Source organism: Amycolatopsis sp. NPDC114504 (assembly GCF_055633595.1).
In genome coordinates, this window is sequence record NZ_JBVKDU010000007.1 from 569,617 (window position 1) to 589,996 (window position 20,380).

At 72.5% G+C, this 20,380-nt stretch carries 26 protein-coding genes and 1 tRNA gene; 14 read left to right on the plus strand and 13 right to left on the minus strand.

The window, feature by feature from the left end; translation table 11 throughout:
• Positions 1-555 precede the first annotated feature (555 nt).
• The 4 genes from ACZ7PG_RS49065 to ACZ7PG_RS49080 are packed head-to-tail and all read left to right on the plus strand — an operon-like array spanning position 556 to position 3,917.
• The gene (locus ACZ7PG_RS49065) at positions 556-1,950 is read left to right on the plus strand and encodes a fatty acid desaturase (RefSeq protein ID WP_470246115.1); all 1,395 of its coding nucleotides are present in this window, start codon (positions 556-558) and stop codon (positions 1,948-1,950) included.
• Positions 1,950-2,138, plus strand: a complete 189-nt coding sequence (locus ACZ7PG_RS49070; RefSeq protein ID WP_470246116.1) for a ferredoxin — start codon at positions 1,950-1,952, stop codon at positions 2,136-2,138. Before ACZ7PG_RS49065 ends, ACZ7PG_RS49070 begins: the two co-directional genes overlap by 1 nt.
• Complete coding sequence (locus ACZ7PG_RS49075) at positions 2,135-3,289, plus strand: NAD(P)/FAD-dependent oxidoreductase (protein WP_470246117.1); 1,155 nt, start codon at positions 2,135-2,137, stop codon at positions 3,287-3,289. The genes ACZ7PG_RS49070 and ACZ7PG_RS49075 overlap by 4 nt, the downstream gene beginning before the upstream one ends.
• Position 3,290: 1 nt before the next feature.
• The gene (locus ACZ7PG_RS49080; RefSeq protein ID WP_470246118.1) at positions 3,291-3,917 is read left to right on the plus strand and encodes a TetR/AcrR family transcriptional regulator; all 627 of its coding nucleotides are present in this window, start codon (positions 3,291-3,293) and stop codon (positions 3,915-3,917) included.
• 1 nt (position 3,918) lies between these two features.
• Here ACZ7PG_RS49080 and ACZ7PG_RS49085 read toward each other — a convergent pair whose 3' ends face one another.
• The 4 genes from ACZ7PG_RS49085 to ACZ7PG_RS49100 are packed head-to-tail and all read right to left on the minus strand — an operon-like array spanning position 3,919 to position 6,804.
• Entirely contained in the window at positions 3,919-4,746 is an 828-nt protein-coding gene (locus tag ACZ7PG_RS49085; protein ID WP_470246119.1) for a haloalkane dehalogenase, read from the minus strand.
• Between the two features lie 10 nt (positions 4,747-4,756).
• Positions 4,757-5,194 (minus strand): MarR family winged helix-turn-helix transcriptional regulator, encoded by a 438-nt coding sequence (locus ACZ7PG_RS49090; RefSeq protein WP_470246120.1) that lies wholly within the window; start codon positions 5,192-5,194, stop codon positions 4,757-4,759.
• A gap of 33 nt (positions 5,195-5,227) precedes the next feature.
• Complete coding sequence (locus ACZ7PG_RS49095) at positions 5,228-6,436, minus strand: kynureninase (protein ID WP_470246490.1); 1,209 nt, start codon at positions 6,434-6,436, stop codon at positions 5,228-5,230.
• Positions 6,433-6,804, minus strand: a complete 372-nt coding sequence (locus ACZ7PG_RS49100) for a DUF5997 family protein (protein ID WP_470246121.1) — start codon at positions 6,802-6,804, stop codon at positions 6,433-6,435. Before ACZ7PG_RS49100 ends, ACZ7PG_RS49095 begins: the two co-directional genes overlap by 4 nt.
• Positions 6,805-6,846: 42 nt before the next feature.
• Between ACZ7PG_RS49100 and ACZ7PG_RS49105 the strand changes: the two genes are divergently transcribed.
• On the plus strand, positions 6,847-7,569 hold the full coding sequence (locus ACZ7PG_RS49105) for a LysR substrate-binding domain-containing protein (protein ID WP_470246122.1): 723 nt from the start codon (positions 6,847-6,849) through the stop codon (positions 7,567-7,569).
• A gap of 14 nt (positions 7,570-7,583) precedes the next feature.
• Here ACZ7PG_RS49105 and ACZ7PG_RS49110 read toward each other — a convergent pair whose 3' ends face one another.
• Complete coding sequence (locus ACZ7PG_RS49110; RefSeq protein WP_470246123.1) at positions 7,584-7,865, minus strand: early set domain-containing protein; 282 nt, start codon at positions 7,863-7,865, stop codon at positions 7,584-7,586.
• A 209-nt stretch (positions 7,866-8,074) separates the two neighbouring features.
• Here ACZ7PG_RS49110 and ACZ7PG_RS49115 point away from each other — a divergent pair, with 209 nt between their 5' ends.
• Complete coding sequence (locus tag ACZ7PG_RS49115; protein ID WP_470246124.1) at positions 8,075-8,590, plus strand: hypothetical protein; 516 nt, start codon at positions 8,075-8,077, stop codon at positions 8,588-8,590.
• A gap of 62 nt (positions 8,591-8,652) precedes the next feature.
• Positions 8,653-8,877 (plus strand): hypothetical protein, encoded by a 225-nt coding sequence (locus tag ACZ7PG_RS49120; RefSeq protein WP_470246125.1) that lies wholly within the window; start codon positions 8,653-8,655, stop codon positions 8,875-8,877.
• Positions 8,878-9,319: 442 nt separating this feature from the next.
• Here the strand turns inward: ACZ7PG_RS49120 and ACZ7PG_RS49125 are convergent, their stop codons facing one another.
• Complete coding sequence (locus ACZ7PG_RS49125; protein ID WP_470246126.1) at positions 9,320-10,333, minus strand: hypothetical protein; 1,014 nt, start codon at positions 10,331-10,333, stop codon at positions 9,320-9,322.
• Positions 10,334-10,512: 179 nt separating this feature from the next.
• Between ACZ7PG_RS49125 and ACZ7PG_RS49130 the strand changes: the two genes are divergently transcribed.
• The 3 genes from ACZ7PG_RS49130 (at position 10,513) to ACZ7PG_RS49140 (ending at position 12,985) form a co-directional block, all read left to right on the plus strand.
• Positions 10,513-11,484 carry a hypothetical protein gene (locus tag ACZ7PG_RS49130; RefSeq protein WP_470246127.1) on the plus strand — a complete coding sequence of 324 codons (972 nt, stop codon included), beginning with the start codon at positions 10,513-10,515 and terminating at the stop codon, positions 11,482-11,484.
• A gap of 110 nt (positions 11,485-11,594) precedes the next feature.
• Positions 11,595-12,389, plus strand: coding sequence for a metalloregulator ArsR/SmtB family transcription factor (locus ACZ7PG_RS49135; protein ID WP_470246128.1), 795 nt, complete (start codon positions 11,595-11,597; stop codon positions 12,387-12,389).
• A gap of 5 nt (positions 12,390-12,394) precedes the next feature.
• On the plus strand, positions 12,395-12,985 hold the full coding sequence (locus tag ACZ7PG_RS49140) for a dihydrofolate reductase family protein (protein ID WP_470246129.1): 591 nt from the start codon (positions 12,395-12,397) through the stop codon (positions 12,983-12,985).
• Positions 12,986-13,120: 135 nt separating this feature from the next.
• On the opposite strand, the gene ACZ7PG_RS49145 is transcribed toward ACZ7PG_RS49140, so the two are convergent.
• Positions 13,121-13,194, minus strand: a tRNA-Ile gene (locus tag ACZ7PG_RS49145).
• A gap of 163 nt (positions 13,195-13,357) precedes the next feature.
• On the opposite strand from ACZ7PG_RS49145, the gene ACZ7PG_RS49150 reads away from it, so the two are divergent.
• Positions 13,358-13,633 carry a hypothetical protein gene (locus ACZ7PG_RS49150; protein ID WP_470246130.1) on the plus strand — a complete coding sequence of 92 codons (276 nt, stop codon included), beginning with the start codon at positions 13,358-13,360 and terminating at the stop codon, positions 13,631-13,633.
• A gap of 15 nt (positions 13,634-13,648) precedes the next feature.
• Here ACZ7PG_RS49150 and ACZ7PG_RS49155 read toward each other — a convergent pair whose 3' ends face one another.
• The 3 genes from ACZ7PG_RS49155 to ACZ7PG_RS49165 all read right to left on the minus strand — a co-directional run bounded on the left by ACZ7PG_RS49155 (position 13,649) and on the right by ACZ7PG_RS49165 (position 15,704).
• Positions 13,649-14,074, minus strand: coding sequence for a hypothetical protein (locus ACZ7PG_RS49155; protein WP_470246131.1), 426 nt, complete (start codon positions 14,072-14,074; stop codon positions 13,649-13,651).
• 78 nt (positions 14,075-14,152) lie between these two features.
• Positions 14,153-14,674, minus strand: a complete 522-nt coding sequence (locus tag ACZ7PG_RS49160) for a dihydrofolate reductase family protein (protein WP_470246132.1) — start codon at positions 14,672-14,674, stop codon at positions 14,153-14,155.
• Between the two features lie 61 nt (positions 14,675-14,735).
• Complete coding sequence (locus ACZ7PG_RS49165) at positions 14,736-15,704, minus strand: bile acid:sodium symporter family protein (protein WP_470246133.1); 969 nt, start codon at positions 15,702-15,704, stop codon at positions 14,736-14,738.
• Between the two features lie 96 nt (positions 15,705-15,800).
• On the opposite strand from ACZ7PG_RS49165, the gene ACZ7PG_RS49170 reads away from it, so the two are divergent.
• On the plus strand, positions 15,801-16,634 hold the full coding sequence (locus ACZ7PG_RS49170; RefSeq protein WP_470246134.1) for a LysR family transcriptional regulator: 834 nt from the start codon (positions 15,801-15,803) through the stop codon (positions 16,632-16,634).
• On the opposite strand, the gene ACZ7PG_RS49175 is transcribed toward ACZ7PG_RS49170, so the two are convergent.
• Both ACZ7PG_RS49175 and ACZ7PG_RS49180 read right to left on the minus strand, forming a co-directional pair.
• Positions 16,631-17,227 (minus strand): sigma-70 family RNA polymerase sigma factor, encoded by a 597-nt coding sequence (locus ACZ7PG_RS49175; protein WP_470246491.1) that lies wholly within the window; start codon positions 17,225-17,227, stop codon positions 16,631-16,633. The two genes, ACZ7PG_RS49170 and ACZ7PG_RS49175, sit on opposite strands and share 4 nt — an antisense overlap.
• A 146-nt stretch (positions 17,228-17,373) precedes the next feature.
• Positions 17,374-17,853: an RNA polymerase sigma factor gene (locus ACZ7PG_RS49180; RefSeq protein WP_470246135.1), complete on the minus strand. Its 480-nt coding sequence runs from the start codon at positions 17,851-17,853 to the stop codon at positions 17,374-17,376.
• Positions 17,854-18,012: 159 nt separating this feature from the next.
• On the opposite strand from ACZ7PG_RS49180, the gene ACZ7PG_RS49185 reads away from it, so the two are divergent.
• Together ACZ7PG_RS49185 and ACZ7PG_RS49190 are read left to right on the plus strand one after the other, a co-directional pair.
• On the plus strand, positions 18,013-18,330 hold the full coding sequence (locus tag ACZ7PG_RS49185) for a hypothetical protein (RefSeq protein ID WP_470246136.1): 318 nt from the start codon (positions 18,013-18,015) through the stop codon (positions 18,328-18,330).
• A gap of 198 nt (positions 18,331-18,528) precedes the next feature.
• On the plus strand, positions 18,529-18,792 hold the full coding sequence (locus ACZ7PG_RS49190) for a WhiB family transcriptional regulator (protein WP_470246137.1): 264 nt from the start codon (positions 18,529-18,531) through the stop codon (positions 18,790-18,792).
• 213 nt (positions 18,793-19,005) lie between these two features.
• On the opposite strand, the gene ACZ7PG_RS49195 is transcribed toward ACZ7PG_RS49190, so the two are convergent.
• Entirely contained in the window at positions 19,006-19,983 is a 978-nt protein-coding gene (locus ACZ7PG_RS49195; RefSeq protein ID WP_470246138.1) for an RNA polymerase subunit sigma-70, read from the minus strand.
• Between the last annotated feature and the right edge of the window lie 397 nt (positions 19,984-20,380).

A 20,380-nucleotide genomic window follows, 5' to 3' on the forward strand; every position in this document is an offset into this window, starting at 1 on the left:
GTTCACGAACTCCTGAGTGACGGTCGGCGATAAACGGGGACCCGGACGAGGAAGCGGACACGACGATGGGACACAGCTGCCGCCGTCACCCGTCTTCGCCTCACCCTCCGTGTTGCCGCGGAATCGATCAGGGTCCGTTTTTTACCACGAACCACTGAGCCGCGGTGGTCCTGGCCTGGTCTCCGGACGGTTGTCCGCCGGCTGTTGAACAGTGTTTACCGAGTGCGTCCGGGCGATTACCCGCATTTCCTCTGGTAACGGGCCCGGGCGGTTTTTCCGGCTCTTGCACACTGGGCCGAACGGGTGAAAGTGAAGTAGTCCGGTTCGCCGCGCCGGGGTGTTCACGGGGCGAGAAAGAACGGGCAGGGGCGGTGCCCGGGCGACCGCCATTGACGGCCTGTTCGTGGCAACGGAGCGTGCTGCCCCGCCGAGAAGATGATCTTCGTCACGAGCGGCGAGAGCCGATTCCGCCGAGCTTTACATCAGGCGAGCTCTTGTCAATCGAGCTGTACATCCCCTATTGTTCTGTAAACCCAGCCAACGGAGGAGGGTGTGATGATCGGAGCGACGATCCCCGCCGGGTCGACCGAGCGGTGGCGCGACCGCAAGCGCTACCTGTGGCTCATCGGCCTGGTCGTGCCGTCCCTGGCGTTCCTCGCCATCGGCCTGCACGCGGCCACGGGCTGGTCCGTCTGGTTCTGGATCGGGCCCATCGTGATCCTCGTGATCGTGCCCGTCATCGACCTGCTCGCCGGGCTCGACCAGAGCAACCCGCCCGACGACGTCCTCGAACGGCTGGAGCAGGACCGCTACTACCGCTGGATCACCTTCGCCTTCCTGCCCGTGCAGTACCTCGGCTTCGCCGCCGCGTTCTGGCTGATCGCCCGCGGCGACCTGGGCGTCGCCGACAAGATCGGGCTCGCCGCGTCGATCGGCTGCATCGGCGGGATCGGCATCAACACCGCGCACGAACTGGGCCACAAGAAGGAAAGCCACGAGCGCTGGCTGTCGAAGATCGCGCTGGCGCAGAGCTTCTACGGCCACTTCTACATCGAGCACAACCGCGGCCACCACGTCCGCGTGGCGACGCCGGAGGACCCGGCGAGCAGCCGCGTCGGCGAAAGCTTCTACCGCTTCTGGCCGCGCACCGTCTTCGGCTCACTGAAGTCGGCGTGGCGCCTGGAGCGCAAGCGCTACGCCCGCCGGGACAAGCACCCGTACCGCCTCGGCAACGACGTCCTCAACGCCTGGCTGATGTCGGCGGTCCTCTGGGCCGCGATGATCGCGTGGCTCGGCGTGGAAATCCTGCCGTACCTGGTGATCCAGGCCGTCATCGGGTTTTCGCTGCTGGAGGTCGTCAACTACATGGAGCACTACGGCATGCTGCGGCAGCGCGTCGGCGCGCCCGGGAAGCGCCGCTACGAGCGCGTGGATCCCAGCCACAGCTGGAACTCCAACAACATCGCCACCAACGTCCTGCTCTACCACCTGCAGCGGCACAGCGACCACCACGCGAACCCGACCCGGCGCTACCAGACGCTGCGCGACTTCGCCGAGTCGCCGGTGCTGCCCACCGGGTACGCCGGGATGATCGTGCTGGCGCTGGTCCCGCCGCTGTGGCGCCGGGTGATGGACCCGCGCGTGCTCGCCCACTTCGACGGCGACCTCTCCCGGGCCAACCTCCAGCCGGGCAAGCGGGACAAGCTCCTCGCGCGCTACGGGACCCGCGTCACGAGGGATGTCCGGGAGACGGCCGACACCCGCGGCGACGCCAGCGAGGGCGGCATGTGCCCGGGCTGCGGCTACGTCTACGACGAGAAGCTCGGCGACCCGCGCGAGGGCTTCCCGGCCGGCACGCCGTGGTCGGCGATCCCGGACTCGTGGTGCTGCCCGGACTGCGGCGTGCGCGAGAAGGTCGACTTCGTCGCGCCGGGCCGGGTGGGTGCGTGATGCGGATCGAAGCGGACCGCGGCAAGTGCGACGGCCTGGGCATGTGCGAGGCGATGGCGCCGGACTTCTTCGAGGTGGGCGACGACGGCACGGTCGTGGTGCTCGACGAGCGCCCCGGCGAGGAACACCGGACGGACCTCGCCGCGGCGGTCGACTCCTGTCCCGTGCTGGCGTTGAAGCTGCTGTGACCCTCCTCGTCGTCGGCGCCTCGCTGGCCGGGCTGCGCGCGGTGGAGTCCGCGCGCCGCAACGGGTACCGCGGCCGGATCGTGCTGGCCGGGGCCGAGGAGCACCTGCCCTACGACCGGCCCCCGCTGTCGAAGGCGTTCCTCGACGCCGGCGGGCCCGGCCGCGTCAAGCCGTTCCACTCCGAAACCGCGCTGCGGGACGAGCTCGGCGTCGAACTGATGCTGGGAGCTCCGGCCGAAAGCCTCGACACCGGCGCGCGCGAAGTGACCGTCGCAGGCACGGCCGTGGCCTACGAGGCTTTGGTCATCGCGACCGGCGCGACCGCTCGAAGCCTTCCCGGGGCGCGCACGCTGCGGACGGCCGAAGACGCCCTCGCGGTGCGCGCGGCGCTGGACGACGGCGCGCGCACGGTCGTGATCGGCGCCGGGTTCATCGGCTCGGAAGTCGCGTCGGCGGCACGCAAGCGCGGCCTGCCGGTGACGATCGTGGAGGCGTCGGCCGTCCCGCTCGCCCGAGCGGTCGGGCCGGAAGCCGGCGCGGAGCTGACCTCGCTCCACCGCGAAGCGGGCACCGAGCTGCGGCTCGCCACCGAGGTCACCGGCGTCGGCGGCGACGGCGTCCGGCTGGCCACCGGCGAAGTCCTGCCCGCGGACCTCGTGGTCGCCGGCATCGGCGCGGCGCCGGCCACCGGCTGGCTCGAGGGGAGCGGGCTGACGCTGCACGAGCGCGACCGCGGCGTGGTGTGCGACGCGACGCTGTCGGCCGGACCGCCGGGTGTCTACGCGGCGGGCGACGTCGCGCACGTGGCGAACCCGCTGTTCGACGGCGAGCCGATGCGGCCGGAGCACTGGACGAACGCGGCCGAGCAGGGTGCGGCCGCCGCCCGGCACGCGCTCGACCCGGCGTCGGCGCGGCCACTCGAAGCCGTGCCGTACTTCTGGTCCGACTGGTACGGCCACCGGATCCAGTTCGTCGGCACCTCGCGCGCCGACGAGGTCGTGTCCGCGGGCGGGGTGACGCTGTACCGGCGCGGCGACCGGCTCGTCGGCGCGCTGACCGTCGACCGCCCGCGCGAGATCATGAAGTACCGCCGGCGCGTGGCCGCGCGGGCCGCCTGGATCGAGGCGCTGGCCTTCGCGGGTGCGGCCTAGGATGGCGACCATGAGTGCGGCACTTCCGGCGGCGCCCGAAGGTGGTCAGCACCGGCAGCCGATCATCACCGCGGCGATCGAGCTGACCGCGCGGTCCGGCTGGCAGGCGGTCACGATGGCGCGGCTGGCCGAGGTCGTCGGCGTGAGCCGCCAGACCGTCTACAACGAGATCGGCTCGAAGGCCGCGCTGGCCGAGGCGATGGTCACCCACGAGCTCGACCGGTTCCTCTCGGTCGTCGTCGCGGCCTTCGACCGGCACGAGAACGACCTGGTCGAGGCGATGTACGACGCCGTCCGCGCGGTCCTCGAGCTGGCCGACGACAACATCCTGCTGCGCGCGATCGCCTCCGCCACGCACGGCACCGCCCCCGAGCTGCTCCCGCTGCTGACCACCGAAGCGGGCACGCTCTTGACGCGGGCGAAGGTGATGCTCACCGCGCGCGTCGCCGCCTACCGCCCCCCGCTCGCCGACGAGCAGGTCGCCGTCGTGATCGACATCGTCGTGCGCACGGTGCTCAGCCACGTCATGCAGCCGTCGGACACCCCCGCCCGCACCGCCGACTCCCTGGCCTGGGTCGCGGCCCGCGTCCTCGGCGTGGACGCGACCCCGCCGCTGCGGCACCGCTGACTCACCGGAGGCCGCGGCGGTCCAGCCACGCCGAGATCCCGGTGCCGATCGCCTCGGGCCGGTCCTCCTGCGCGTGGTGCCCGGCCTCCCCGCCGGGGACGACGTCGAGCGCGGCGATATTCTCTTCGCACCACCGCGCCACCTTCTCGCCGATGGACAGCGTGGGGGAGCCCTCGAACGTCATCAGCAGCTTCGGCGTGCCGGTGCTGGTGGCCAGCCACTCGTCGTAGGCCTCGATGCGCGGGATCAGCTCGGCCGGTTCGCCGCCGAGCGGCAGCTGCCGCGCCCACGCGAGCACCGGCCGGCGGCTCTCGGGGGTGGGGAACGGCGCGAGGTACGGCTCGAGGTCGGCCACCGGTGTGCGCACGCCGCCGGTGAACGCCTGCCGGATGAACAGGTCCTGCGTCAGCACCAGCTCTTCGCCGACGCCCGGCGTGCGGATCTTCCGTGTCCGCTCGACCGCCTGTGGCGACAGGTCGTCCCAGGCCAGCGGCTTGACGATGGCTTCGAAGAACGCCACCCCGCGGACGCGGCCGGGGTGGCGGGCGGCGTGGTCGAAGGCGAGCGCGCCGCCCCAGTCGTGGCCGACGAGGACGACGTCGTCCAGGCCGAGCGCGTCGAACCAGGCGTCGAGGTAGCGGGCGTGGTCGGCGAACGAGTAGGCGATGTCGGGCTTGGCCGAGCGGCCCATGCCGATGAGGTCGGGCGCGAGCAGCCGGCCGCCGCCGACGTGGGGGAGGACGTTCCGCCAGCCGTGCGACGAGCCGGGGTTGCCGTGCAGGAAGACGATCGGGGTGCCGGAACCGGATTCTTCGTAGTGGAGGTCCATGTCTGTCCCTTCAGGGAGCCAGCGGGGTGTCGAGGAGGAGCGTGAGCTCGCGGGTGAGGGCCGCGGTGCGGTCCCCGTCCCGGCCGCCGAGCGGCGCGAGGAGCCGGTCGAGCAGCTCGGCCACGGTCGCGATCGCCGGCTCGACGACGTCGCGGCCGCGGGCGGTGAGGCTCAGCCGGACCGTCCGGGTGTCGGCGGTGTCGCGGGTGCGCTCGACGAGACCGTCCGCGTCGAGGGCGCGGGCGAGCTTCGAGACGTAGAGCGTTTCCAGGCCGGTGTGGTCGGCGAGTTCGCGCTGGCTGGGGCTTTCCCCGGCGCGTTCGAGGCCGGAGAGCGAAGCCAGGAAGACGTACTGGGCGTGCGTCAGCCCGACCGGCGCGAGGGCGCGGTCGACGGCCACCCGCCACTTCATGGACAGTCGCCAGACGAGATGGCCGGGGGTGCTCATGTCAAATACAGTACATGGCTACTAAGTACATGGCTACTGTCCGGCGAGCTCCCGGATCCGGTCCATGGCCGCCCGGACCTCGGTGAACCTGGTGGTCAGCGGGCTCAGTCCGACGCGGATGCCGTCGGGACGGCGGAAGTCGATCAGCACGCCGTGCTCGATGAGCACGCGGGAAAGCCGCTCGGCGTCCGGGTGCCGCAGGGTGACGTGCCCGCCGCGGCGGGCGTCTTCGCGCGGCGAGGCCACGCTGAAGCCGAGCGGGACGAGCCACTCGTCGGCGAGGGCGAGCACCCAGCGTCCCAGCGCGACGGCCTTGGCCCGCACGCGGTCGATCCCGGCCTCGGCCAGCAGCGCGACGCCTTCCTGGACGCCCACCATGCCCAGCACCGGCGGGGTGCCGGACAGCGCGCGGCGGATGCCGGGCGCCGGCACGTAGTGCTCGGCCATGCCGAACGTGTCGGCCGCGCCCATCCAGCCGGTGATCGGCTGCCCGAAGTCCGCGTGGTGGCGGGCGTTCACGTAGAGGAAGGCGGGCGCGCCGGGCCCCGCGTTGAGGAACTTGTACGTGCAGCCGACGGCGAAGTCGGCCCCGCCGGCGTCCAGCTCGACCGGGATCGAGCCGACGCTGTGGCAGAGGTCCCAGACGGTGAGGGCGCCGCGGTCGTGCACCAGCCGCGTGATCCCGGCGAGATCGGCGATCGCGGCGGTGCGGTAGTCCACATGGGACAGCACCACGGCGGCGGTCCGCGGCCCGGTGACCGCCGCGACGTCGTCCGGGCGGACGTCGGCCGCTTCGATCCACCGGACCGTGTGCCCGAGCTCCGCGGCGACGCTCTCGACGAGGAACCGGTCGGTGGGGAAGTTGGCGGAGTCGGTGACGATCTCGTCGCGCCCCGGCCGGAGCGCGGCCGCCGCCCGCAGCGTCTTGTACAGGCACACGGACGTCGAGTCGGCGACGATGGTCTGGCCGGGCGCGGCGCCCAGTGCGACGCGGCCCAGCTCGTCCCCGATCCGTTCGGGCAGCGCGAGCCAGCGCTCTTCCCAGGACCGGATCAGCCGCGCGCCCCACTCGTCGGCGACGAGCTCCCGCAGCCGTTCGGCGGTGGCGCGCAGCGGGCGGCCCAGCGAGTTCCCGTCGAGGTAGGCGACGACGCCGGGGTCGGCGATCGGGACGAAGCGGTCCCGGAACGCGGCCAGCTCGTCCGCGGCGTCGAGGCGCCGGGCCTCCTCGAGCGTGGTCAGTGGTCCTTCTCCTGGACCCGTACGGTTTCCTTGCGCACCTCGGCCTGCGTGGCGCGTTCCCGCACCAGCCAGTCGGGGCTTTCGGTCTTCAGCGCGTCGATCTGCTCGGTGGTGAGGGCCTCGGTGATCCCGCCGCGGCTGAGGCCGCCGATGGAGACGCCGAGCTTCGCCGCGACGACCGGGCGCGGGTGCGGGCCGGTGCGGCGCAGCTCGCGCAGCCACTCGGGCGGGTCGGTCTGCAGCGCGTTCAGCTCGTCGCGCGAGACGACGCCCTCCTGGAACTCGGGGGGCGTGGCTTCGAGGTACACACCCAGCTTCTTCGCCGCCGTCGCGGGCTTCATCGTCTGGGAGGTCTTGTGCGACGTCATGCCGTCCAGGGTAGCCAGCGCCCCGCCCGGTAGCCTGACCCGGTGACCTCGTTCCGTCTCGCGTACGTCCCGGGTGCGACCCCCGCCAAGTGGGTGCGGACGTGGGGCGAGCGGCAGCCGGACGTGCCGCTCGAGCTGGTCCCGGTCGCCGCGGCCGACGCGACGGGCCTGCTCCGCGAGGGCGGCGCGCACGCGGCGCTGCTGCGGTCCCCGATCGACCGCGACGGCCTGCACGCGATCCCGCTCTACACCGAGACGACGGTGGTCGTGGTCGCCAAGGACCACCTGCTCGCGGCGGCGGACGAAGTGTCCACAGCGGACTTGGCGGACGAGGTCGTGCTGCATCCGTCGGACGACACGATCGAGTGGCCTGCGCTCCCGGGCCGGCCCGCGGTGTCCCGCCCGGAGACGACGGCGGACGCGATCGAGCTGGTCGCCGCGGGGGTCGGCGTCCTGGTGGTCCCGCAGTCCCTGGCCCGCCTGCACCACCGCCGCGACCTGACGTACCGGACGATCACGGACGCACCGCAGTCGAGCGTCGCGCTGTCGTGGCTCGAAGACGAGACGACGGACCTGATGGAGACGTTCATCGGGATCGTGCGCGGCCGCACGGTCAACAGCACGCGCGGACGCACGCAACCGGCGCCGGAGGAGAAGAAGCGCCCGGAACGCAAGCCCGCGCCGGCGAAGTCGACGGGGAAGCGCCCGGCCCGCCGAACCGGCGGCGGCGCGCCCAAGCGCGGGAAGCCGCGCCGCAAGTCCTGACCGCCGGCCGCGCCTCAGTTCGTCGAGTAGACGCAGTTGCCGTCGGCGCGGTCCGGCAGGTCGGGGTCGTCGAACCACAGGCCGTCCTCGCCGAGGTACCGGAACTGGATGACCGTCCCCGGCGTCACGTCCACCGACGCCGACCGGCGGCCGTTGGAGCGCGTGGTCAGGTGGTGGCGACCGGGCGTCCAGTCGTTGAAGGAGCCCACCACGCTCACGCGGCCGGGGGGTGCCCCGGCGGGGAGGCTGAACGTCACCCGCTGAGCGCCGGCCCGGCTCTTGCTGGTCTTGATCACGCTGCGACGGCCTTTCGGAGAAGGAAAAACGAGGGGGGCGTGCTCGGCACTGAGCGCCGACATGATGACACACCTGTCACGGTCCGGTCACCCGCAGTGCCCGAAGGAATTACCCAGCCGCTCAACGGTTCGCCACCGACCGGGTGGTCCTGCCGCGAACCATGATCATCTTGCTGCCGGACGTGCTTTCCGGTGCGAGACTGGCTGCCGTGACCGTCGCCGCTGATCGTCAAGTCAAGGACCCGTGTGCCTGGCTCAGCGCCGTCACCCTCGACCTCGCCGGAATTCACCCGGCCGATACCCGAGGGGTGCTTTTGACGGTGTGGGACGGGCTGGTCGCCGCCCGGCTCGCCGGGCTGCACGCCGCCGCGGCCTCGCCTCGCTGGCGGGTCCGGCAATGCCACGCCGAATCGGTCGAGTTCGATCTCGCCGTCCAGCTGGCCCGCAACTGCACTGTCGGCACGGGCCTGGCCATCCCGGCCCGGCTGCCCGGAGCCGCCGTCGCCTGGCCGGTGGAGCGGGCCGACGCCGCCGTCGCCGCGATCATCTCCTTCTGTGCCACCGCGGAGACGATGTTGCGCCGGGCGGGCGAGCTGACCCCGGTGTGGGAGGACAGCCTGCTCGGGCCGGTGTCGCTGACCCGCTGGCTGGCCGACTCCTGGGCGGGCCGCCACCCGGGCTGCCCCCTGCGGCTCCCGGTACCCCCGCCGTCGTGGTGGCGGTGAACGCCGTCCGTCAGGGGAAGGCTGGGCCGGCCGAACCCGGCGCCGGGCGAAAGGAGGCCGGGGTGGCCACATCAGCTGTCCCGCCCACAAGACTCCCGCACGAGACCCGCGCAGCGGTGCGCGAGGTGCTGCTGGCGGAGCTGACCTCCGCCGGCACGCGCGCGCGAGCCGAGGGCTGCCCACCGGAAGTGCTGTCGGACATCCTGGACGCGCGGCTGCGGTTGGTCGCGGAGGATGCCCGGGATGGTTGCTGTGAGCCGGGTTTCGTCGGCGAGGGTGGCGTTTGAGCCTCGGCCGGTGCGTGCGGTTGGGTTCGGTGGCCGAGGATGTCCGGGCCGACGTTGCGAGCCCCGGCCGTGTCGGCGAGGGTGCTGCCTGAGACCCAGCCGACCGCGCTCGATGGCCGAGGGTCCAGGGCGGTCGTTGCGAGCCCGGACTGGTCGGCCAGGGTGGTGCCTGAACCTGGCCGGGTGCCGCTGCGTTCGGTGGCCGAGGAGTCGGGGCGGCTGTCGCGAGCCCGGCGGAGTCGGTGAGGGTCGTGTCGGAGCCCGGCCGGTGCCTGCGCTCGGCGTCGAGGATGTCCGGGTGGTCGTTGCGAGCCCGGCCTTGTCGGTGAGGGTCGTGTCGGAGCCGGGCCGGTGCCTGCGCTCAGCGTCGAGGATGTCCGGGCCGACGTTGCGAGCCCGGCCGAGTCGGCCAGGGCGCTGTCTGAACCCAACCGGCCCGCGCTCAGCGGCCGAGGATGGCCAGCACCGTCGACACTATCCGGTCGAGCGTCGCCTCGTCGGCGAGGGCCGCCGCCAGCCAGTCGTCGCGGGTGGATCCGTTGTGCGGCAACCGGTCCAGCGCACTCCCACCCGACCCGAACACCCGCCGGACGACCGCCGTGACCGCCGTCCGCGGATCCTCGGCGCGGTCCAGGCGGGCCTCGATCGCGCGCAGTGCCTCCTCGGCCTGGCCGGCGAGGCGGGCGTCGTCGGCTTCGTCCGGGTCGACCAGGCGCAGCGGGGCCGGCTCGGCCGCGCCGTCCGCCGGCATCGGCGCGACCGGCGCCCGCTTGTGCCCGAGGGGGCGCTCGACGTGCTCGGCGTACCACTTCGGGCGGCTGCGCATCGCGGTCAGGACCGTCCGCACCTCGCGGTCGAGCGTGTCGCGCGTGTCGCGGCCGGCCGGTGGCGCCCCGGTGACCTCCGCGCGGCGGGCGGCCCAGCCGTCCAGCGGCCACAGCTCCGCGCCCGCGGTCGCCGGCACCCCCGCCCACACCAGGATCTGGAGGGCGAGGTCGCACAGCCACCGGTCGCCGCCGAGGGCTTCGCCCAGCCAGGCCGGCAGCCGGGGCCGTTGCAGGGCCCCGATTTCGCCGCGACGCCGCCGGTGCGCGTCGACCGTCGCCGGGCTGAGGCGGGTCGCCAGCCAGCCGTCGAAGTTCTCGATCGGGTCCGTCGCGCGCCGCAAAGCGTGCTCGACGACGGCCTCGACGTCGTCGTGGAAGCGGTCGAGGCAGTCGGGACGCAGCCATTCGAGCCCGCGGGCGCAGTCCGGGTGCCGGCGCTGCCGTTCCAGCGGCTTGGTGATCCGGGCGAAGACCAGCGGCCAGGCGACGGAGTAGACCGCGCCGCGCAGGCGGGCGCGGTCGCCGGGCGGGGCGGCCGAGGCCGAGTCCGCCAGCCTGCCGTCGCGGGCCAGCTTCCGGACCCCGGCGACGTCGGCCGGTCCGGTCGTCGGAAAAGTGGTGTCGAGCAACTTGTCCTCCCCGGATGTCGTCGACGGGGAAATGGTCGGTCAGCCGGGGAACCGGAAAAGGCCGCCGCCTGGCCGAATAGCGCCGGAACTGGCCAGCCACTGGCCACTCCGGAATCACCTGATCGGCGCAGCCCGCACCGCCGATCGCCCGGAAGTCCGCGTGTCACAATCGAAATCCCATGGCATACGAGGACGGGTTGCTCCGCGAGCTCACCACTTTGCGCCGCGGCTGGGGATTGGAAACCGAACGGCTGCGCGGCCGGCTCGGGCCGCTCGTTTCCGGCTGGTGTGAAATCCACCGGACGGCGAACGACCGCGAAGCGCGGCGGGTGCTGCGTGACGCCATTTCCGCCGCGATCGCCGAGTTCCCGGCGGACGACCGGCTGGCGGTCAACGTCGCGCTGGGCATCGCTCCCGGCGCGCAGCACGCGTTGCTCAGCGACCGCGTCGAGGTGCTCGCGGACCAGCTGCGGGTGTCCGCGCGCACGGCCCGGCGCCGGATCGACCGGTCGTTCGCGCGCCTGGCCGCCGAGATCGAGGCCGGCCTGCGGCCCGGTGACGGGGCGCCCGACGACCCGGACCAGGGCTGGTTCGTCAAGCGGCTGCGCGCCATCGTGCGGCTGGACACCGACGGGCCGGAGCTGATCGAAGAACGCCAGATCGTCGCGACGCGCGACGGGCTGAGCCGGATCTCCGCGCAGTTCACCGTGCCCCGCGTCGACGACGGCGGCGACGGCGAACGGCTGGTGGCCGCGGACGCCCAGCACGGCGTCCGGATCACCGATGCCAAGCGGGTGGGGCAGCGGCACTTCCGCTGGCTGCTCGACCTCCCGCGGCCGCTGGCGCGCGGGGACACCCACACGTACGCGCTGGTGATCCGGGTCCGGGACGGCCTGCCGATCCGGCCGTCGTACGCGTTCCTGCCGCTGGTGACGTGCGAGTCGTTCACCGTGCGGGTCCGGTTCGACCCGCAGCGGCTGCCGTGGACGGTGTGGCGCCTGGACCGGGTCCCGCCCTCGGTGCTCGCCGACCCCGCCAAGCCGGGCCCGGCGCTGAGGCTCGACGGCGCGTACGAGGTGGCGCAGGAGTTCAAGGCCCCGCAGCTGGGCTACGCCTACGGGTTGCGCTGGGTGCCCCAGGAAAGTCCCTGAGTGATATTCCTTGACTTGAATATTCTTTGATGTGAATGCTTTGGCTTGTAAATACTTCGGCTTGTAAATACTTCGGCTTGTAAATACTTCGGCTTGTGAATACTGGGGGCATGGAAGACGGGATCGCGGCAGCACTGGGGGACGCGGCGCGGTGGCGCATCGTCGAGCTCCTCGCCGAGCGTCCTCGGTCGGTCGGCGAGCTGGCCGAGCTGACCGGTCTCCGGCAGCCGCAAGCCACCAAGCATCTCCAGACCCTCGCCCGGGCCGGGCTCGTCACCGTTTTCCCGCTCGGGCAGCGTCGCGTCTACGCCCTCGAGGCCGAGCCGTTGGCGGCATTCGCGGGGAAGCTGACGGAGCTGGCGAAGGCGACCGAAGCGCACGAAGGCGAGCGGGACGTCGTGATGCGGTACCGCGCGGCCATCGAAGAGGACGCCGCGGCCGCGGACCGCGACCAGTGGGCGGACGGGCGGGAGTTCGCGTTCGAGCGGCTGCTGGCCGTGCCGCGTGAGGCCGTCTGGCGGCACTGGACCGACCCGGAGCTGCTGGCGTCGTGGTGGGTCCCGCCGTCGATGACGGTCACCGCCTGCGTCCTCGAGCCGCGGACCGGCGGGCGCGCGGTGCTCGCCTACCGCGACGCCGAGGGCGAATACCACTCGGAAGGGTGGGTCCGCCTCGCCGGCGAGCCCGGGCGGCTCGCGTTCGACCTGGCGGTCACGGGCGCCGCGTCCTTCACCGGCCACTACGACCTCGAGCTGACGCCGGTGCCCGGCGGCACCCGGTTGCGGCTCGGCCTGCGCATCACCGCGACGACGGTCGGCGCCGTCTCCGCCATCGCCGGGATCGAAACCGGCTGGGACCAGGTGCTCGACCACCTCACCGAAGTGCTCACCCAGGGAAAGAGCTGACGACCATGACCGAGCGCAGGGTCACCGCGAACCTGAGCCTCACGCTCGACGGGCGCTACCGCGGCCCCGGCGGGCCCGGCGACATGGGCGCGATCGTCTCGTACGCGACCACCGACGTCGCCCGCCGCCACCTGACGCGGATCTGGGAGGGCGCGACGACGGCGGTGCTCGGCCGTCTCAACGCCGAAGGTTTCCTGGGCTTCTGGCCGACGGTGGCCGCGGACGAGAACGCCGACCCGCGCGACCGCGGTTACGCGAAGTGGCTGGTGGACGTGGAAAAGGTGGTGTTCTCGTCGACGTTGACCGAGTCGCCGTGGGAGCGCACCCGCGTGGTGAACGCCCCGGCCGCGGACGTCATCGCGGATCTGAAAGCCACCTTATCGGGTGACATCCTGGTCAACAGCAGCGCAAGCATCATCAAGGCTTTGCTGTCGGCGAACCTGCTCGACCGCCTGTACCTGATGACCTGCCCGGAGATAGCGGGCGGCGGCCCCCGCCTGTTCGACGACGGCCTACCGGCGTCGAAGTGGCGCCTGACCCACCACGAAACGGGCGACCAAGGCGAGACGGCAGCGGTCTACGACCGCATGCATTGACGTCCATTGTGGACGGTGTGGCCGAACCGCGAAACGCGACCACCACGTGCCGGGGGTCCGGGGGTTGTCCCCCGGGTAGATACTGCGGGCACCGGCGAAGGTGCGTCAGCACCGAGCAGCCGGAGCCGCCTCGGGTGGGGCGGGCGGGGCTCGAACCCGCGGCCAAGGGATTATGAGTCCCCTGCTCTAACCAACTGAGCTACCGCCCCCGGGATTTGCATTCGCACAGAAGACTCAGTTCGCTTCAAGCTATCACAGCGGCCATCCGGGCAGATCCGGTAGGCCAAACAGGTTGAAGTGCCCACCGACCGGCGCAGCCTCGTCTAGGTTGCAAGGGCGTCACCGCTGAACGGAACGGCGGGAGGGTGGGCGATGGTCACGGTACCGCGAGCCACTCCGCACGGCCCGTACGCGCTTCGGTTGGCGCTGCTGGACGCACTCATCGCCGGGGCGGGCCTGGGCTACCTGGCGCACCAGTACCGGGAGACGCTCGTGGCGAACCTCGCGGCCATCGGCCTGGGTCTGCTGTTCGCGTTCGCGCTGGGCTACGCCCTCCGCGCGGCGGCCCGAGTCCTGCGCCGAGCGAACCGCCGCGTGGACGCGATTTTCGCCGAAGAACTGCGGAAGCCGTCCCCTCGGCCGCGGTGAGAGTGCGGATTCCGCTCAGTTTCCCGGGGTCGTGGGCGTGGTGGGCGTCGTTTCCTGTTGCGTCGAAGTAGTGGGGGGCGGCGCCGGCGCACCGTAGGCCGCGTAGGTGAACCAGATTTGGCCGAACGTCTTCGGCGTGGTCTGCGCGAACATCGCCCGCACCTGGAACGTGGTCGCGGTGTAGGAGCCCAACACCGTGTTGAGCGTGAACCCGTTGAACGGGCTCGGCGTGTTCGGCGACACCACGATCGCCTCGGGCACCTTGCCGAGGCCGTGCGTCACCGTGCAGAAGCCGTTGCCGTCGGTCACGCAGGTGGCCTGCGCCGCCTGGACGATCGGTGCGGGCGACGGCCCGACGGCGGCCGAAGCGCCGGCGAAGGCCACCGCGCCCGCCGTCACCACCAGGGCGCCGGCCACTGCTGCGAATGCGGTTCGGGTCATGACGATCTCCTCCCTCGGGACCCCGGAGTCGTCCGGCCCGCCCTCGCCGTTACGCCGTACACAGTGGACGGTGCCGGGTCAGGCCACCCGGTACCAGAAGTTCCCGATCGCCCCGGTAGTACTCAGCTCCACGGGCTCGAGCCGCACCCGGGTGCCGCCGGGGTGGTCGAACAGCCGTACCCCGTCGCCGAGCAGGATCGGGGCGATGTGCACCAGCACCTCGTCCAGCAGTCCGGCTTCCAGGCAGCGGCGGGCCGTCGTGGCGCCCAGTACCGCGACATACCCGTCGCCGGCCGCCGAAGACGCCGCCGCCACCGCCTTGCCCAAGTCGTCGACCAGGGTGAAGCCCGGTGACGGCGCCGCGTCGCGGGTCACCACGAAGATCGGGCCCTCCCAGCTGCCGCCGTACACCCTGCCCTCGGCCGTCGTCGCCGGCGCGTACGTGTTGTGCCCCATCACCACCGCCCCGATCTGCCCGAGGAGCCGCGAAACGACCGGGCTCGGCCCGGCGTGCAGGCCGGACATCCACGTCATGTCGTCGGCGGGGCCGGCGACGAAGCCGTCGAGGGACATCGTGATGTGGTAGAGGACCTTGGCCATGGTGGCGCCTTCCGGTAGAGGGTCACCCTTACCGACGGGCGCCGCCCGGAAAAGTCATCGGTCAAGCCGGGACGAGCTCCGAAGAAGCCGCGTACCGGCGCGCCAGCGTCGCGCACACGATCAGCTGGATCTGGTGGAACAGCATCAGCGGCAGCACGATCAGCCCCACCTGCGCGTGCCCGAACAGCACCGTCGCCATCGGCAACCCGCTCGCCAGGCTCTTCTTCGACCCGCAGAACACGATCGTGATCCGGTCGGCGCGGGCGAAGCCCAGCACGCGGGCACCCCAGCCGGTCGCGCCCAGCACCGCCGCGAGCAGCACGCAGCACACGCCCAGGAGCACCAGCAGGTGACCGGCGTCGAGCCGGTGCCAGATGCCCTCGACCATGCCCGCGCTGAACGCCGTGTAGACGACCAGCAGGATCGACCCGCGGTCGAACAGCTTGAGCGGCGCGGAGTTGCGCGTGATCCAGGCGCCGATCCAGCGCCGCGCGAGCTGTCCCGCGACGAACGGCGCGAGCAGCTGCAGCACGATCCCGAGCACGGCCGACCCGTCGACGCCGGCGCCGTCTCCCGACAGCAGCAGCGCGACCAGCAGCGGTGTGAGCACGATCCCGGCCAGGTTGGACAGCGACGCGCTGCAGATCGCCGCCGCGACGTTGCCGCGGGCGATCGAGGTGAACGCGATCGACGACTGGACGGTCGAGGGCAGCACGGCCAGGAACAGCACCCCGGCGGCGAGCTGGGCCGGCAGCACCGACGGCGGCAGCAGGAACAGCGCCAGGCCGAGCAGCGGGAACAGGACGAACGTCGCGGCCAGCACGACCGCGTGCAGCCGCCAGTGCCGCAGCCCGTCGAGGGCCTCCTGCGTCGACAACCGGGCGCCGTAGAGGAAGAACAGCAAGCCGACGGCGATCGTGGTGGCGAGGCTGAAACCGTCGGCCACGACGCCGGAAGCGGGCAAGAGGGTGGCGACCCCGACGGTGGCGAGGATGGCGACGACGAACGGGTCGAGACGTAACCGGGACATGGATCTCCTTCCCCGACAATTCTCGGCGAGACCTCGCTCATTGTGAACCCCGATGACCGGACTGACTGTCATCGCGAATCACGATAAAGTGACCCTGTGCTGGACCCGCGCCTGTGCCGTTCGTTCCTCGCCGTCGCCGAGACGCGCAGCTTCACCGCGGCCGCGCGGCGGCTGGGGGTCGGCCAGCCCACAATCAGCCAGCACGTCCGGCGCCTTGAGCGCGATTCGGGCGGGCTGCTCTTCGCCCGCGACACGCACACCGTCGAGCTCACCGCGCGCGGGCAGGCGATGCTGGGTTTCGCGCAGACGATCGTCGACACCGAAGAGCGCGCCGAGCGGCACTTCCGCGGGGCCGAGCTCCGCGGCCGCGTGCGCTTCGGCGTCTCGGAGGACTTCGCGCTCGGCGAGCTGCCGGAGATCCTGCACCGGCTGCGCGGCAGCCATCCGCTGGTCGACGTCGAGCTGACCGTCGAGCTCTCGGACGTCCTCGCGCAGCGGCTGCGCGCCGGTCAGCTGGACCTGGTGCTGGGCAAGCGCCGCCCGGGCGCCCACCACGGCCGGCTGCTCTGGCGCGAGCCCCTGGTCTGGATCGGCTCGGCGGCGACGGTGCTGGAGCCCGGCCGGCCGGTGCCGCTGGTGCAGTACCCGATGCCGTCGATCACGCGGCAGCTCGCGGTGGAGTGCCTCGAACGAGCCGGCCTGGAATGGCGCGCCGCGTGCCAGACGTCGAGCCTCACCGGCCTGCGGGCCGCGGCGGCGGCCGGGCTGGGCGTCACCCTGCACGCGCGCAGTCTGGTGCCGGCCGACCTCGTCGAGCTCGACGGCCTCCCCGAGCCCGGCGAAATCGAGTTCATGCTGCTGGCCCGCGAATCGATGGAGGGCCCGGCGGCGGCGCTGGAAGAATTCGTCCTCGACAGCGTCCGCCGCTAGTCCTCTTCCCCTTTCAGCAACCTTCGGAGCCGGGCGAGCGCGCGGTGCTGGGCGACGCGGACGGCGCCGGGGGTCGAGCCCACCGCCGCGGCCGTCTCCTCCGCGGACAGCCCGACGACCACCCGCAGCACGACGATCTCCCGCTGCTTCGCCGGCAGCACGTCCAGCAGCCGCGCCAGCCGTTCGTTCAGCTCGAACCGCAGGGCGCGCTGCTCCGGGCCGTCCGCTTCGGACACGCCGTCGGGGACCTCCGGCACCGGGTCGGAGCGGTTGCGGGCCGCCGAGCGGTGCGCGTCGGCGACCTTGTGCTGGGCGATGCCGTAGACGAACGCGAGGAACGGACGGCCCTGGTCGCGGTAGGAGGGCAACGCGGTCAGCACGGCCACGCACACCTCCTGGGCGACGTCGTCGGCCGAGGCGAACGAACGCTCGTGCCGGCCGACGCGGGCCCGGCAGTAGCGCACCACCAGCGGCCGGATGGTGGCGAGCAGGCGGGCGGTCGCGGCGTGGTCGCCGCCGATCGCGTCGGCGACCGGCTCGTCGTGGCGCCGCCAGTGGGCGGGGAACGCCTCCGGGGGCTGCGCCGCGGCTATCTCACGGACGAGGGCGCGGCTGCGCACCCGGAGCAGGGTGCCCTCCACGTCGAGCCCGACGCGCAGCGAGTCGTGCAGCGCGGCGTTGGACTCCCGCAGCAGCTCGGTGATCGCGGGGTCCCCGTACTCGGTTGCCGGCATGGTGCTCACCCTTCCCTGTCCCGCTGGTCGCCGGGTCGAGCGGCCCGGTGGCGCCTGAGGCGTTCCCGCACGTGGCGGAGGTTGGAGCGGACGGTCGCGGGCGCGATGCGCAGCGCCGTCGCGATCTCTGTGGGCGTGAAGCCGTCGAGGGACCAGGCGAGGACCGTCCGCTGCTGGCCGGGGAGGGAGGCGAGCAGGTCGATGAGCCCCGCGTGCTGGTCGACCAGTGCGGCCAGCTTCTCGTCGTCCTGCGGGTCGGCCGCGCGGGTCCAGTCCGTGCGCGCGTCGTCGAGCAGCCGCCCGGCGACGCGGCGGACCCAGGCCCGCGGGTCTTCGAGGGTCGGCCACGCCTCGAGCGCGTGCAGCATCGCCTCGGTGGCGATGTCGCGGGCCAGCTCGGCCTCGAACCCGGCTTTGCACAGGAACGCCACGAGCGGGGGGAAGTCGGCGCGGAAGAACGCGTCGAAATCGTCGCCAGCGCACACGGACCCCTCACCACCCCTCGCCTCCACTGGAACAAGTGCGCTGAGGTGACCGCTACGTGTAACGATTCGATCAAGACTGCACAGGAGGAGTAATGGCCTGCTCCGGATGGTGACGGCCGGTGACGAATGGGTGCGGGTATCTCGGGTACCCGGGGTTCGATGACCCAGTGGGACACGAGCCGGCGCCCGCCGCTCTCGATCCGGATCGAGGCGGCCCTCGCCGGCGGCGACCGGAGACGCGGGCGCCGGGCCGCGAACGGCGGATTCCGGACGCCGGCCGGGCTCACGGCGAAGGTGCCGGGACCCGGACCCGCCGGGGCCGGGAAGGTGCGGCCGCGGCGGCCGGAGCCGGATCGGAAAGCCTTGCGGGGTGCGGAGAAGCCCGCCCCGCCGGGCGGGCCGCGGAGCTCGTCGCCCTCGACGGGCGGGCGGCCCTCGCGCGGGTCGCGCCGGAGCGCGATCTCGCCGATCGGGTGACGTGATCGACATCGAGATCCCGGGAAGGAAGGCGTACTCTCATGTGTTGCAGTCTTGGTTGCCCGGAGGGTGAGCCGGGGACCGACGCCAAAACCCCCTTGACCCAGGCGGATACGCTCGCGCGTCCGCCGCGGTCAAGTCGGTTGACGCGTCACGACAATGGGAAACAGTAGAAGCTGAGGGAGGTGAACGAAGGAAATGGAAGCCACGATGACGGGCTGGGCGGACCTCGCGGCCTGCAAGGACGAGGACCCGGAACTGTTCTTCCCGATCTCCGCGATGGGCCCCGGTGCCCGGCAGACGGCGCAGGCCAAGGCCGTGTGCGCGCGCTGCCCGGTGCGCGGCGAATGCCTCGGCTACGCGCTCGACAACGGCCTGGACCACGGTGTTTTCGGCGGGACCACCGCCGAGGACCGACGCCGGTTGACGCGCACCGCGCCGCAGCGGCACCGAGCAGCTTGACCCGCCGCCGGTGACCTCTTCCCGGCGGCCAGGAAGCCGAACACCGAAATCGGAAGAATTTCATTCCGAGTGGTGTGCGCCCGGGCGGGTGATTCCCCGTGAATCACCCGCCCGGGCTTTTTCACGCCCGACCGGGGTGCGCGATGCACTACCGAATGCACGCGCCGGTCATCGGTGCGCGGTGACGGTTGTGGCGACCCGGGGTCATCGTGCTCACTCGTCGCGCCAGATCTCCGGCAGCCCCCACACCGCGGCCGGGACGGACTCGAACGCGGCCAGCTCCGTGACCAGGCCGTCCTCGATCGTCAGCAGCGACACCCCGAACCAGGTGTAGTCGGCCGCGCCCGGGCGCCGGAGCCACGTCGCCACGGCGGGCTGGCGGTTGGCGCGCGTCGCCCGCATCCGGAAGCGGCCGACGCAGTGCGGTGACGCGGGGTCGAGCGACAGCGACAACGCCCGGACGATCGCCGCGCCGCTGTCGAACCACAGCTCGTACGGCGGCATGACCGCGCGGGCGTCCGCGTGCAGCAGCCGGGCGACCGCTTGGGGGTCGCCCTGTTCGTAAGCCTCGATGAAACGCTTGAGCAGCGCGGTTTCCGCGGCCGTCGGATCGCCGGCCGTCCATTCGGTACGGTGCGCGGGCAGTCGCTCACGCAGGGTCGCCCGGGCGCGCTGCAGGGCGCTGTTCGCCGACGCGACGCTCGTCTCCAGCAGGTCCGCGGTCTCCTTGGCCGACCAGCCGAGGACGTCGCGCAGCACGAGCGCGGCCCGCTGCCGCGGCGGCAGGTACTGGACGGCCGCGAGGTAGGCGAGCTCGATGGTCTCCCGCTCGACGACGAGCGCGTCCGGCCCGGCCTCGTCCAGCAGCCGGTCCGGGACCGGCTCGAGCCACGGCAGATCGACGGCGGAGATGGGCCCGTCGGGCTCGCCGGCGGGCCCGAGCTGATCGGGCAGCACCCGCCGCGGCCGCCGGGCGAGGACGTCGAGGCAGGCGTTGGTCGCGATCCGGTACAGCCAGGTCCGCACACTGGCCCGGCCTTCGAACCGGTCGCGGGCCTTCCAAGCGCGCAGGAAGGTCTCCTGGGCGAGGTCTTCGGCATCGCTCAGCGAGCCGAGCATCCGGTAGCAGTGCACCTGGATCTCCCGCCGATGCCGCGCGACGACCGTCTCGAAATCCGGAGCGTGACCCACCCGGGCACGCTAGCGCAGTTCCCGCGCTCCGGGCCTCGGTTCCGCAGGCTGGCTGCCAGCCACCCGATTCGCGAGGTTCCGCCGGGCCGCTGGGGATCCCGGGTGCGAGCGACCGAGGTTCGGGCGCCGCGGCCCGGCCGGCGGGAGACCTCCCCGGGCGGGGTCCGCCCGGCGCCGTGGACCCGCCGAGCCGAGACCGGCGGGGAGATTTCCCCGGGCCGAGACTGGCGAGAGGTCTCCCGCGCGTGGGTCCGCCCCGGGACTGTGGACTCTCCGGGCCGAGACCGGCGGGAGATCTCCCCGGGTTGGGGTCTGCCCCGGGCCGAGACTGGCGAGAGATCTCCCGCGCGTGGGTCCGCCCCGGGCCGAGACTGGCAGGCGATCTCCCGCGCGTAGG

What these genes read in the sequence shown, in the direction of transcription:
- ACZ7PG_RS49070 (WP_470246116.1), top strand. Translation starts at nt 1,950, where the DNA reads ATGCGGATCGAAGCGGACCGCGGCAAGTGCGACGGCCTGGGCATGTGC.
- ACZ7PG_RS49090 (WP_470246120.1), bottom strand. Translation starts at nt 5,194, where the DNA reads ATGAGCACCCCCGGCCATCTCGTCTGGCGACTGTCCATGAAGTGGCGG.
- ACZ7PG_RS49185 (WP_470246136.1), top strand. Translation starts at nt 18,013, where the DNA reads ATGACCCAGTGGGACACGAGCCGGCGCCCGCCGCTCTCGATCCGGATC.
- ACZ7PG_RS49140 (WP_470246129.1), top strand. Translation starts at nt 12,395, where the DNA reads ATGACCGAGCGCAGGGTCACCGCGAACCTGAGCCTCACGCTCGACGGG.
- ACZ7PG_RS49065 (WP_470246115.1), top strand. Translation starts at nt 556, where the DNA reads ATGATCGGAGCGACGATCCCCGCCGGGTCGACCGAGCGGTGGCGCGAC.
- ACZ7PG_RS49100 (WP_470246121.1), bottom strand. Translation starts at nt 6,804, where the DNA reads ATGACGTCGCACAAGACCTCCCAGACGATGAAGCCCGCGACGGCGGCG.
- ACZ7PG_RS49130 (WP_470246127.1), top strand. Translation starts at nt 10,513, where the DNA reads ATGGCATACGAGGACGGGTTGCTCCGCGAGCTCACCACTTTGCGCCGC.
- ACZ7PG_RS49155 (WP_470246131.1), bottom strand. Translation starts at nt 14,074, where the DNA reads ATGACCCGAACCGCATTCGCAGCAGTGGCCGGCGCCCTGGTGGTGACG.
- ACZ7PG_RS49085 (WP_470246119.1), bottom strand. Translation starts at nt 4,746, where the DNA reads ATGGACCTCCACTACGAAGAATCCGGTTCCGGCACCCCGATCGTCTTC.
- ACZ7PG_RS49160 (WP_470246132.1), bottom strand. Translation starts at nt 14,674, where the DNA reads ATGGCCAAGGTCCTCTACCACATCACGATGTCCCTCGACGGCTTCGTC.
- ACZ7PG_RS49190 (WP_470246137.1), top strand. Translation starts at nt 18,529, where the DNA reads ATGGAAGCCACGATGACGGGCTGGGCGGACCTCGCGGCCTGCAAGGAC.
- ACZ7PG_RS49150 (WP_470246130.1), top strand. Translation starts at nt 13,358, where the DNA reads ATGGTCACGGTACCGCGAGCCACTCCGCACGGCCCGTACGCGCTTCGG.
- ACZ7PG_RS49080 (WP_470246118.1), top strand. Translation starts at nt 3,291, where the DNA reads ATGGCGACCATGAGTGCGGCACTTCCGGCGGCGCCCGAAGGTGGTCAG.
- ACZ7PG_RS49135 (WP_470246128.1), top strand. Translation starts at nt 11,595, where the DNA reads ATGGAAGACGGGATCGCGGCAGCACTGGGGGACGCGGCGCGGTGGCGC.
- ACZ7PG_RS49165 (WP_470246133.1), bottom strand. Translation starts at nt 15,704, where the DNA reads ATGTCCCGGTTACGTCTCGACCCGTTCGTCGTCGCCATCCTCGCCACC.